Below are 11727 nucleotides of genomic sequence, written 5' to 3'. Positions count from 1 at the left end.
CGCGGATGGCCCCGTCTCGCTGCCCGTGGAGCCGCCGCCGGTGCCGGGCCGGTGGGCGATGGCGGCTTTCCCGTCGGCCTGATGGCGCATGAGGAATATTCCGCCGTCACGGTGCCGCTGACCCCCGGATCGCGGGTCATCCTCTATTCCGACGGCATGACGGAATGTACCAATCCCGAAGGCGTCCAGTACGGGGAGGAACGGCTGCACGCCCTGTTTGATCAGGCGCGGGACTGGCCGTTGAACACCCTGGAACCCATTCTTTATGAGACCCTGACCACATGGCAGGGGGGGCGGCGCTTCGAGGATGATGTGAGCGTGCTGGCCTTTGAAGTTGTGACGAGACATCGAGGGAAATGATGATCGAACTCCGACATGCTGGCTCTGTCCCGGTGGTCACCGTTTCCGTGCCCCGCATCGACGCGGCCGTGGCGGTGCGCTTCAGGCAGCAGTTCCTGGAAATGGTGCCATCCGGTGCCGATGGCATCGTCATCGACATATCCCCGGTCGTGTTCATCGACAGCTCCGGCCTGGGGGCCCTGATCTCCATCATCAAGGCGCTGGGGCTGAAACAGCGGCCTTCCATCTGCGGCCTGCAGAAATCGGTGCAGACCATGTTCTCGCTGACCCGCATGGACAAGGTCTTCGCCATCCATCCAGACGTAGATAGTGCGATACCAAACCTTGGCTGAAGGGCCTCTGGCCATGTCCGACGAGCCTGCTTTCAGTTTCTCTTTGCCGGCCCATCTTGACCAAGTGGGCCGGCTGACCAGTTGGCTGCGCAGTATCACATCCACACACCTGCGGGAGGATGAATTCATCCTCCTGGAAATCGGCATCGTGGAAATCGTCAATAACATCATTGAACACGGGTTCGGGCAGACGCCGCCCGGCATATTGGATGTGACCTGCGAACTGAAGGGCTCGCAAGTGACCTTGCGGATTATCGATACCGGGGAAGCCATCCCCGACGGGTTGCAGGAACGCTACGACAATCTATCGGAGGAGGCGTCGTTGGACGCCACCTCCGGCCGCGGGCTGGGCATCATCAAGAAATGCTTCAAGCGCGTCGTTTTCCAGCATATGGGCGGGCATAACAATGTCACCGCCGTCTATGACCTGGACATGGTTCGCGCCTGAAAAACGTCATGTCACGTAACAATGATCGCCAGATGCGAAAAAGGCCCGCAACAAGGCTGAAGCGGGCCCATATTCGTTACGCTGGATAATTGTTCAATTGTCCAGATAGCGTCCCCGCACCGTCATGATCCCCGCCGACAGGCCGGCGGCCAGAACCACGGGCACCATGGCCATGGCCACCCCGGCCGGTCCCCAACCCTGGCCCAGCAGATGGCCCGCCACCAGCGGCCCGGCGATGGACCCCACGCGCCCCACGGCGATGGCGGCACCGGTGGCCAGCCCGCGCACCGCACCTGGATAATAAAGCGGGATCACGCCATAGAGCGAATATTGCGCGCCCAGCAGGAAGAACCCGGCCAGACCGGCCAGCACCAGCACCGGCACCAGGCTTTCCGCCCCCGCCAGCCCGAACATGGCCAGCGCCAGACAGGGGTAGGCCGCCATGATGGGGATGCGGGGGCCCAGCCGGTCGACCAGGGTACCGATGCCCCAGGCGCCGACGACGCTGCCGGCATTGAAGGCGAAGGCGGCACCAGCCCCACCGACCCCGCCCAGCCCCTTGGCCGCCACCAGCGACGGCAGCCAGTTCAGCATCAGATACAGCACCAGCAGCGTCATGCCGAAGGTGAACCAGGCCAGCAGCGTCACCAGCAGCCGTCCTTCCCCGAAAAGGGCCTGCACCGCACCCGGCCGCGCCCCGCCCGCATTCACAGCGGAACGGATGTCGGGCATCAGCCAGAACATGGCCGGCAGCAGCAGGATGGGCAGCACGCCGCCCACCAGGAAGATCGAATGCCAGCCGTAATCCTCCAGGAATCCCGCCGCGAACAAGGCGGCCAGCGCCCCACCCGCCGGCATGCCGGAGAACATCAGGGTGATGGTGCGGGTACGCCGTTCCGGCGGGGCGATCTCCAATGCCACGGCCACCAGGCTGGGCATGGCGGCCCCCATGCCAGCCCCGGCCAGGAACCGGTATGCCCCCAGGGAGACGGGACCGGCAGCCACCAGCGTGGCCAGCGTGAACAGGCCGAAAATGGCCACGCAGACCATCAGCAGCCCCTTGCGGCCCATCCGGTCGGCCAGCCAGCCGCCGGTGACGGCACCACAGACCAAGCCCGCCATGCCGGCCCCGAACACCAACCCCGCCTGACCGGGTGACAGGCCCAGCTGCGGGATCAGATAGGGGGCGGCGACGCCGATGGCCTGGATGTCGAACCCTTCCAGCAGCGCGATGAAGAAGCAGAGCAACAGGGTAACGCGGCCGCGCGGCACGGCCTGGGCGGATGCGCCCATGGGTAACCTCCCGTTTCATGCCCCTCGTCACGGGGGCTTGCATGATCTCGGCCGGCATCATACAGATTCTTGTTATCAAGCATAATCATTAAATTGGACAAGGGTTGGAATTGGCGGTTAAAATCCGGCCAGCCTGGTCGCCGTCTGCTTTTCAGCTTTTGATACAGGCCCAACCCGCAGGTCATCACGCTGGAAAGATCATGCATGCGCCATAGATCGCCCCTTGCGGTGCCGGCAAATATGTTATATCTCATAACTAATAGCGGCCGGAACGGCCCCATCCGGGAGGAATTGCGCATGAGCACCCATCTTGATGCCGCCCTGCTGATCGGCGGCACGACCCGCCCGGCTGCCGACGGGCGCAGTTTCACCCGCCGCAACCCGCTGACCGGCGGCGTGGCCAGCACGGCCGCCGCCGCCAGCGTCGCCGACGCCCAGGCCGCCGCCGAAGCCGCCGCAGCCGCCTTCCCCGCCTGGTCGGAGACGGGCCCCAATGCACGCCGCGCCCTGCTGCTGAAGGCCGCCGACGCCCTTGCCGCCCGCATGCCCGACTTCGTGGCGGCGATGGCGCAGGAAACCGGGGCCACGGCCGGCTGGGCAGGGTTCAACGTCACCCTTGCCGCCTCCATGCTGCGCGAGGCGGCGTCGCTGACCACCCAGATCAATGGGGAGGTCATTCCGTCGGACAAGCCCGGCTGCATCGCCATGGCCGTGCGCCAGCCGGTGGGCGTGATCCTGGGCATCGCGCCCTGGAACGCGCCGGTCATCCTGGGCGTGCGCGCCGTTGCCACGGCACTGGCCTGCGGCAATGCCGTGATCCTGAAGGCGTCGGAACTGTGCCCACGCACCCATGCCCTGATCGGCGCGGCACTGGCCGATGCCGGCTTCCCGGCCGGGGTGGTCAATGTCCTGACCAACGCGCCGGAAGATGCCGGCGCCATTGTCGGCGCCCTGATCGACCATCCCGCCGTGCGCCGCATCAATTTCACCGGCTCCACCCGCGTCGGCCGCATCATCGCTGAACGGGCGGGCCGCAATCTGAAGCCCGTGCTGCTGGAACTGGGCGGCAAGGCGCCGTTCGTCGTGCTGGACGATGCTGATCTGGACGAAGCGGTGAAGGCCGCCGCCTTCGGTGCCTTCTTCAATTCCGGCCAGATCTGCATGTCGACCGAACGCATCGTGGTCGATAGCAAGGTCGCCGACGCGTTCGTGGCGAAATTCGCCACCAAGGCCGCCACCCTGGTGGCCGGCGACCCGCGCGAGGGCAAGACGCCGCTGGGCTCCGTCGTCGATCCGCATGCGGTGACCAGCATCCAGGCGCTGATCGATGATGCCGTGTCCAAGGGGGCGAAGCTGTACCAGCCCACCGTCACCACCGGAACGCTGATGTCGGCCACCATTCTGGACCATGTGACGCCGGAAATGCGCATCTATGGCGAGGAAAGCTTCGGCCCCGTCACCACCATCGTCCGGGTGGAGGGCGAGGATGCGGCCATCCGCACCGCCAACGACACCGAATACGGCCTGTCGGCCGCGATCTTCACCCGCGACGCGGCGCGCGGCCTGCGTCTGGCCCGGCGCATCCAGTCCGGCATCTGCCATGTCAACGGCGCCACCGTGCATGACGAGGCGCAGATGCCCTTCGGCGGTGTCAAGGACAGCGGCTATGGCCGCTTCGGCGGCAAGGCCGGCATCGACGCCTTCACCGAACTGCGCTGGATCACGCTGGAAACCCTGCCGGGCCATTTCCCGATCTGATCCCATTTCTCCTTTCAGGAACAAAAGCATGACGACCGATACCGTTGCATTCGATGTCGCCGATGGCATCGCCTGGGTCCGTTTCAACCGCCCGGAAAAGCGCAATTGCATGAGCCCGACCCTGAACCGCCGCATGATGGAGGTTCTGGACGAACTGGAATACCGTGACGATGTCGGCGTGCTGGTCCTGTCGGGCGAGGGCACGGCCTGGTCCGCCGGCATGGACCTGAAGGAATATTTCCGCGAGACGGAGGAAAAGGGCCTGGGCGCCACGCGTCAGGCACAGCGGGAAAGCTATGGCTGGTGGCGCCGCCTGCGCTGGTACCAGAAGCCGACCATCGCCATGGTCAATGGCTGGTGCTTCGGCGGCGGCTATGGCCCGCTCTATTCCTGCGATCTGGCCATCGCGGCGGAAGAGGCCAAGTTCGGCCTGTCGGAAATCAACTGGGGCATCCTGCCGGGCGGTGGGGCCACCAAGGTGGTGGTCGACCTGATCCCCATGCGCGACGCCATGTACCACGCCCTGACCGGTGAGGCCATCGACGGCACGAAGGCCGCCGAATGGCGCCTGGTGAACGAGGCGGTGCCCCTGGCCCAGCTCAAGGACCGGGTGACGGAGATCGCCAAGGTCCTGCTGGCCAAGAACCCCGTGGCCCTGAAGGCCACAAAGGACGCCGTGCGCCGGGTCAAGGAAATGACCTATGACAATGCCGAGGACTTCCTGGTCCGCGCGCAGGAAGCGGCCAATTCCTTCGACAATGACGGCCGCAAGGAAGGTATCCGCCAGTTCATCGACGAGAAGAGCTACAAGCCCGGTTTGGGTGCGTATAAGCGGGGTTAATTTCGTTCCTTCCCCCTGCCCCATCTCGTCATCCCGGCTTTCGCCGGGATGACGAGATGGTTGGATGTATGATGATCTCTCCTCGCCCGAAGAGGAAAGCCATGACCATTCCCTCCCTCCCCGCGCCCGACCCGCTTGCCTTCCAGGCAGCGGCGCAGCCGGACAAGATCGCCATGGTCGATCTGGCCGGCGGCCGGCAGGTCACCTATGCCACCCTGGATGCGGCGGTGAACCGGTGCGCCGCCTGGCTGGCGGTGCGGCTGGGAGATCCGGTGGGCCAGCGCATCGCCATGCTGGGCCGCAATGATGCCGCCATGCCGGTGCTGCATCTGGCGGTGGCGCGGACGGGAGCGATCTATGCGCCGCTGAACTGGCGCCTGACGGTGGCGGAACTGGCCTTCCAGGTGGCCGATGCCGCCCCCGCCCTGCTGCTGACCGATGCGGAGTTCCTGGACACCGCCCGGCAGGCGGTGGATGGAACGGGCACGAGCGTGCTGGAACTGGCCACGGCAGAGGCGGCGTGGAGCGGGATGGAACCGGCTCCGGCCACACCCCAACCCGCCGACGGCCCCTCCACCCTGCTCTACACCTCCGGCACGTCGGGCCGGCCCAAGGGGGCGTTGCTGACCGAGGGCAACCTGTTCGCCACGACGGTCAATTTCAGCCTGATGAACCGGGTGAATGCCGACAGCGTGCTGTTATGCGACATGCCGCTGTTCCATATCGTCGGGCTGGTCACCATGGTGCGCACGACGTTTACGCAGGGCGCCACGCTGCTGCTGTCGCGCGGGTTCGATCCATCGGTGACGCTGGCCCGCCTGTCGGACCCCGGCCTGGGCGTCACCCATTACATGTGTGTGCCGCAGATGGCCCAGACCCTGCGCCAGCACCCGGATTACGATCCTGCCCGCCTGCGCCGGCTGGTGGCCCTGTGTACCGGCGGCGCACCCATGCCCGCCGCGCTGGTCCAGCGCTACAGCGATGACGGCATCACTATCGCTGATGGGTATGGGATGAGCGAGGCAGGCACCGTGCTGGGCATGCCCATCGCCGACCGCGCCCGCATCCTGGCCAAGCCGGGTTCGGCCGGCATCCCCGGTCCCACCCTACGCCTGCGCCTGGTCGATGATGACGGCAACGACGTGCCCGACGGACAGGTGGGGGAAATCTGGATCAGCGGCCCCAACCTGTCGCCCGGATACTGGAACCGCCCGGAATTGCCGACCCTGGCCGATCAGGGCGGTTGGCTGCGCACCGGCGATGCCGCGCGGCGCGATGCGGACGGGTTCTATTATCTGGTCGACCGCAAGAAGGACATGTTCATTTCCGGCGGGGAGAATGTCTATCCGGCGGAGGTGGAGGCCGCCGTGCTGGAACTGGACAGCGTGGCGGAAGTGGCCGTGATCGGCATGCCGGACGAGCGCTGGGGCGAGGTCGGCTGGGCCTATATCGTGCCGCGCGCCGGCCATGGGGTGACCGCCGAAGAGGTCATGGCGCATCTGGACGGGCGCTGCGCCCGGTATAAGCGCCCGCAGCGTGTGGTCATCACCGACAGCCTGCCACGCACCGGTTCGGGCAAGGTGCAGAAACATCTGCTGCGCCAACAGGCATTGGGTGATACGAACCCCTCGAAATCCGGATGACATAACGATAATTTGCACCGGCAAGGTGAATATCTCGGGGTGGAGTGAGCGGCATGGATGAACGGGAACGCAGCGGCATCGATCTTTCGGCGCTGCAAGGGTCGGTGGGCTACCGGCTGCGCCGGGCGCAGATCGCGGCCTTCACCCTGTTCACGCAATTCATGGCCGAATTCGACATCCGCCCCACCCAGTTCGCCATCCTGACGGTGATCCGCGACAATCCCGGCCTCAGCCAGTCGCAGATCAGCGACGCGCTGGGGCTGAAACGCGCCAATCTGGTGCCGCTGCTGGATGGGCTGGAGGGACGCGGGCTGCTGGTCCGTTCCCCCTCCCCCGCCGATCGCCGTTCCTACTGCCTGCACCTGACCGATCACGGCCAGGACCGCATGCGCGACATCCAGGCCCGCCACGATGCCTATGAACAGGAACTGACCGCGCCCCTGGGGCCCGCCGGGCGCGGCGCCATGCTGGCCCTGCTGGACGGGTTCAAGCTGGCGGGCGGCGATGGGGATGGTGAGGGTTAATTCACGACGGGGTGTGATGCCCCGCCATCCCACCATGCCGCCAGCAGCCATTCATAGGGGCCGAAATACTGAGGCGTGGCCGCCGGCCGCTTCAGGCGGTGGTTATAGATCAGGTAATGGTTCTTCAGATAGCGCCAGGGCATGACGTAATAATTATGCATCAGCACCCGGTCCAGGGCACCGGCCGCCGCCTTCACCTGTTCCGGCGTGTCGGCCTCCAGCAACGCCTTCATCAGCGCATCGACCGCCGGTGACTTCACCCCCGCCAGGTTCTCCGACCCCTTCACATCGGCATCCGCACTGTTGAAATTGCGCCAGATTTCCGGGGCCGGATCGCGCGCCTTGCGCAGCGCGATAGAGGTGAAGTCGAAATCGAACTGCCGCAGCTTCTGCCGGTCGCCCGTTGGGTCTGCCACGCGCCGGGTCAGCTGGATGCCGATCTTCGTCAGGTTCAGGTAATAGGCATCCAGCAGCACATTGCCGTTGCCCCCCGTCACCTCCATGGTAAACGGCTCCCCCTTGGCATTGCGCAGCACCCCGTCAACATTCTTCCACCCGGCATCGGCAAACAACTCCATGGCCTTGGCCAGATTGGCGCGCAACCCGCCGGGCGTGTCGGTGCGCGGCTGTTTTGCCATGGGACCGAAAACAGTGGGCGGCAGCTGATCGCGGAACGGCTCCAGCAGCGCCAGTTCATCCGGGCCCGGCCGCCCCCGCGCCGCCAAGGGCGAATTGGCGAAGAACCCGTCCTGGCGCTCGAACTCCCCATCGAAGATCATCTTGTTCAGCCATTCCCAGTCATAGGCCAGGAACAGCGCCTGACGGACGCGGATATCCTGGAATTCCGGGCGGCGCAGGTTCAGGACATAGCCGCTCATCGGCGACAGCGACCCGTTGGGCACCTTCTCCTTGACCAGTTCGCCCTCATCGAACCGCTGGCCGATGAACTGGCAGCACCAGTAGCGCATGCGGGTTTCATTGAAGAAGTCGAAGTCCCCGGCGCGCAACGCCGCCACCTGCGTGTCGACATCCTTGTACAGCTTGTAGATCACCTGATCGAAATTATAGCCGCCGCGCCGCGTGGGAAGGTCCCGGCCCCAGTAATTGGGGTCACGGCGATAGGTGATGGACAGCGGATTGGCCCGATCGATGACATAGGGTCCGCTGGTCACCGGTTCCTCCAGTCGCAGATCGCCAAACGGCGTGCGGGTACCGTCGGCCTTCAGCCCCCATTTCGGTGAAAAGACCGGCAGGCTGCCGGCCACGAAGGACAGATCACGCCCCGGCCGGGTGAACTCGAACCGCACGGTCGGGCCATCCACCAGCACCCGCTTGATCTCCGCGAAGTACGATTTGAAACGCGGGCTGGCCTGTTTTGATGTCAGCGTGTCGAAGGAATATTTGACGTCGCTCGCCGTGACCGGATCGCCATTGCTGAATCGTGCCTTGGGGTTGATGTGGAACTCCACCCAGGTGAAATCCGGTGCGACCCTGATGTCGTCGGCCAGCAAGCCATACTGGGTATTCTCCTCATCCAGGCTGTTGACCGTCAGCGTCTCGAACATCAGTTCCAGGGGCCCAGGCGCCAGCTTGCCCTTCAGGTTGAAGGGGTTGAACTTGTCGTAGCTGCTGTGCTGGGCGATCAGCGACAGGGTGACCGACCCGCCCTTGGGCGCATCGGGGTTCACATAGTCGAAATGGCTGAACCCGGCCGGATATTTCGGCGCCCCGAACTGCGCCACACCATGGGCGGCAAGGGCGGGGGTGGCGAAGGTAAGGGCGGCGAGCAGGGCGAGGCGTTTCATAAGCATCTCGTCACAACGACGCCTGGATCAGGCTTTGCGTATAGGGATGGCGGGGGGAGGCGATGACCTGTTCGGTATCGCCATCCTCCACGATCTCCCCGTCCTTCAGCACATAGACCCGGTGGGCGAGCGCATTGATGACGGACAGGTCGTGGCTGATCAGCACATAGGCCAGATTGTACTTGGCCTGCAGACGGCGCAGCAGGTCCAGCACCTGGTTCTGGATCGACACGTCCAGCGCCGATGTCGGCTCGTCCAGGATCAGCACCGATGGTTCCAGCACGATGGCCCGGGCAATGGCGATGCGCTGGCGCTGCCCGCCGGAAAACTGGTGCGGAAAGGAATGCAGCGCACTTTCCGGCAGCCCTACCTCGTTCAGCACCGCCACGATCCGCGCCCGTCGTTCATCCGCCGACAGATGCGGGAAATGCAGTTCCAACCCTTCACCCACCGTCTGTTCCACGGTGCGCTTGGGCGACAGCGACCCGAACGGGTCCTGGAACACCACCTGCAACCGGGCGCGCAGCTTCCGGCGCTCTGCTTTGCTGCGCGCCGCGATGGGCATGCCATCGAATACGATCTCCCCCGCCTGCGGCCGGATCAGGTTCAGCAAGGCCTGGGCCAGGGTGGACTTGCCCGACCCGCTTTCGCCCACCACCCCGATGGTCTCCCCCGCCCGCAGGCGCAGATCGGCCCCGGCCACCGCCACGAACCGCCCCTTGCCCAGCCAGCCGCGCCAGCCGGGGACCGGCTTGGGGTATTCCACCCGCAAGCCCTTGGCATCCAGCAGGATGGGGGCATCATCGGGCAGCTTTTCCACCTGCCGCACCGGCAGGCTGTTCAGCAGGCGGATCGTGTAGGGATGCTGCGGATCGGTGAAGATCGCCTCCGTCGGCCCCTCCTCCACCTTGCGCCCCCGCTCCATCACCGCCACGCGCTGGGCGAAGCGGCGGACAAGGTGCAGATCGTGGGTGATCAGCAGGATGGCCATGGGCCGCCCCCTGGCCGCCTCCTCCGCCTGCAAATCCAGCAGCAGCTTGACGATGCGCGCCCGCACCGTGGGGTCCAGCGCCGTCGTCGGCTCATCCGCGATCAGCAGCTTCGGCCGGCAGGCCAGCGCCATGGCGATCATGGCCCGCTGCCGCTGCCCGCCGGAAAGTTGGTGCGGGTAGCTGTCGATGCGGCGGTCGGGCTCGCGCACGCCGGTGCGGGCCAGAAGCTGGATGGCCTTGGCCCGCGCTTCGTTGGGCGCCAGTCCCTCATGCAGGGTCAGGGTCTCCACGATCTGGCTGCCGATGGTGAAAAGCGGGTTCAGGGCCGTCATCGGCTCCTGAAAGATCATGGCCACATCGCCGCCGCGGATCCGGCGGATATCCGTATCGGACTTGGACAGCAGTTCCTGGCCCTCCAGGCGGATGCTGCCCGTCACGCTGACATTGGCGATCAGGCGCAGGATGGAGAGCGCCGTCACCGTCTTGCCCGACCCGCTCTCCCCCACCAGCGCCAGCCGTTCCCCGGCCCGTACCTCCATCGACAATCCTTCCACCGCCGGCTTGGCCCCGAAACGGATGGAAACGTCGGTCAGCGACAGCAGCGGTTCCGCCATCACGCATCACCCCGGCCGCGGCTGGTCGTGTCCAGTGCGCCGCGCAGCGCCTCCCCGATGAAGGTCAGCAGCAGCATGGTGCCAACCAGCACGGTGAAGGCCGACAGCGATATCCACCAGGCATCCAAATTCTCCTTGCCCTGCAGCAGCAGCTTGCCCAGCGACGGCGCGTTGTTCACGCCAAGGCCCAGAAAATCCAGGCTGGCCAGCGCCATGATCCCGGCCGACATGCGGAACGGCAGGAAGGTGATCACCGGCGTCAGACTGTTGGGCAATATATGACGGAACATGATCTGCCCACTGGACAGGCCCAGCGCGCGCGCCGCCTTCACATATTCCAGCTGCCGATTGCGCAGGAACTCCGCGCGAACATAGTCCGACACATGCACCCAGCCGAACAGCGTCATCAGCGCGAACAGCAGCAGGAAGCTCTGCTGGAACAGGCTGGCGAAGATGATCAGCAGATACAGTTCCGGCATCGCCCCCCACACCTCGATCAGGCGCTGGGCGAACAGGTCGATCTTGCCGGCGAAATAGCCTTGCACCGCCCCGATCAGGATGCCCAGCGCCGTCCCGAAAAGGGTCAGGGCCAGGGCGAAGGTCACGGAAATGCGGAAACCATAGATGATGCGGGCCAGCACATCGTAACCGACCGGATCGGTGCCCAGCACATTCTCCGCATTCGGCGCACCCGGATGATGGATGGCAGGGGAATAATAGGACAGCGTGTCGAACCGGTAGGCATTCAGCGGGTAGAGCGCGAAATTGCCGCCGCTGTTCAGCCGGTCGCGGATGAACGGGTCCAGATAATCGGTACTGATCGGCAGGTTGCCGCCAAACGTCGCCTCCGGATAATCCCGCACCAGCGGGAAATAGAATTCCCCACCGTAATAGACGACCAGCGGCCGGTTGTTGGACACCAGCTCCGCGCCCAGGCTGAACAGATACAGGCTCGCGAAGATGATCAGGCTGACATAGCCCAGGCGGTGGCGCTTGAAGGCCTGCCACCAGGTCGCCGGTTTGGCGCGAGTGTCCACCGCCACGGGGCGGACGGCACCGCCAAACAACGGGGCGGCATTTGCCGGCGACAGGTTGATGTCGGGCGCGCTCATCGGCT

11 protein-coding genes are annotated in these 11727 nt (G+C 65.3%); 7 read left to right on the top strand and 4 right to left on the bottom strand.

All coding sequences use genetic code 11. From position 1 onward, the window contains the following. Positions 1-51: 51 nt before the first annotated feature. From ACM9HJ_RS25225 to ACM9HJ_RS25215, 3 genes are read left to right on the top strand one after another with little or no spacing between them, the layout of a single operon-like run. On the top strand, positions 52-360 hold the full coding sequence (locus ACM9HJ_RS25225; protein WP_416574550.1) for a PP2C family protein-serine/threonine phosphatase: 309 nt from the start codon (positions 52-54) through the stop codon (positions 358-360). Then, a complete protein-coding gene (locus tag ACM9HJ_RS25220; RefSeq protein ID WP_416574549.1) occupies positions 357-692 on the top strand; it encodes an STAS domain-containing protein in 336 nt (111 codons plus the stop codon). Before ACM9HJ_RS25225 ends, ACM9HJ_RS25220 begins: the two co-directional genes overlap by 4 nt. Before the next feature lie 13 nt (positions 693-705). Then, positions 706-1140, top strand: coding sequence for an ATP-binding protein (locus ACM9HJ_RS25215; RefSeq protein ID WP_416574548.1), 435 nt, complete (start codon positions 706-708; stop codon positions 1138-1140). A gap of 93 nt (positions 1141-1233) precedes the next feature. Here ACM9HJ_RS25215 and ACM9HJ_RS25210 read toward each other — a convergent pair whose 3' ends face one another. Then, on the bottom strand, positions 1234-2433 hold the full coding sequence (locus tag ACM9HJ_RS25210) for an MFS transporter (RefSeq protein WP_416574547.1): 1200 nt from the start codon (positions 2431-2433) through the stop codon (positions 1234-1236). A 297-nt stretch (positions 2434-2730) separates the two neighbouring features. Between ACM9HJ_RS25210 and ACM9HJ_RS25205 the strand changes: the two genes are divergently transcribed. The 4 genes from ACM9HJ_RS25205 to ACM9HJ_RS25190 all read left to right on the top strand — a co-directional run bounded on the left by ACM9HJ_RS25205 (position 2731) and on the right by ACM9HJ_RS25190 (position 7199). Then, a complete protein-coding gene (locus ACM9HJ_RS25205) occupies positions 2731-4191 on the top strand; it encodes an aldehyde dehydrogenase (protein WP_416574546.1) in 1461 nt (486 codons plus the stop codon). 28 nt (positions 4192-4219) lie between these two features. Continuing rightward, the gene (locus ACM9HJ_RS25200) at positions 4220-5032 is read left to right on the top strand and encodes a p-hydroxycinnamoyl CoA hydratase/lyase (protein ID WP_416574545.1); all 813 of its coding nucleotides are present in this window, start codon (positions 4220-4222) and stop codon (positions 5030-5032) included. A gap of 101 nt (positions 5033-5133) precedes the next feature. Beyond that, the gene (locus tag ACM9HJ_RS25195) at positions 5134-6675 is read left to right on the top strand and encodes an AMP-binding protein (protein WP_416574544.1); all 1542 of its coding nucleotides are present in this window, start codon (positions 5134-5136) and stop codon (positions 6673-6675) included. Between the two features lie 53 nt (positions 6676-6728). Further along, positions 6729-7199 carry a MarR family winged helix-turn-helix transcriptional regulator gene (locus ACM9HJ_RS25190; protein ID WP_416574543.1) on the top strand — a complete coding sequence of 157 codons (471 nt, stop codon included), beginning with the start codon at positions 6729-6731 and terminating at the stop codon, positions 7197-7199. Here ACM9HJ_RS25190 and ACM9HJ_RS25185 read toward each other — a convergent pair. Genes ACM9HJ_RS25185 through ACM9HJ_RS25175 form a run of 3 tightly spaced genes read right to left on the bottom strand, consistent with a single transcriptional unit; the run spans position 7196 to position 11722 of the window. After that, positions 7196-9004, bottom strand: coding sequence for an extracellular solute-binding protein (locus ACM9HJ_RS25185; RefSeq protein ID WP_416574542.1), 1809 nt, complete (start codon positions 9002-9004; stop codon positions 7196-7198). The genes ACM9HJ_RS25190 and ACM9HJ_RS25185 overlap by 4 nt on opposite strands. A gap of 10 nt (positions 9005-9014) precedes the next feature. Further along, positions 9015-10610: an ABC transporter ATP-binding protein gene (locus ACM9HJ_RS25180; protein ID WP_416574541.1), complete on the bottom strand. Its 1596-nt coding sequence runs from the start codon at positions 10608-10610 to the stop codon at positions 9015-9017. After that, positions 10610-11722 (bottom strand): ABC transporter permease, encoded by a 1113-nt coding sequence (locus ACM9HJ_RS25175; protein ID WP_416574540.1) that lies wholly within the window; start codon positions 11720-11722, stop codon positions 10610-10612. The genes ACM9HJ_RS25180 and ACM9HJ_RS25175 overlap by 1 nt, the downstream gene beginning before the upstream one ends. Between the last annotated feature and the right edge of the window lie 5 nt (positions 11723-11727).

The sequence above is a fragment of the Niveispirillum sp. KHB5.9 genome (genome assembly GCF_048066115.1).
GTDB lineage: Bacteria > Pseudomonadota > Alphaproteobacteria > Azospirillales > Azospirillaceae > Niveispirillum.
Note: the sequence above shows the minus strand (reverse complement) of the source record. Positions and strands in the feature narration are given on the sequence as shown.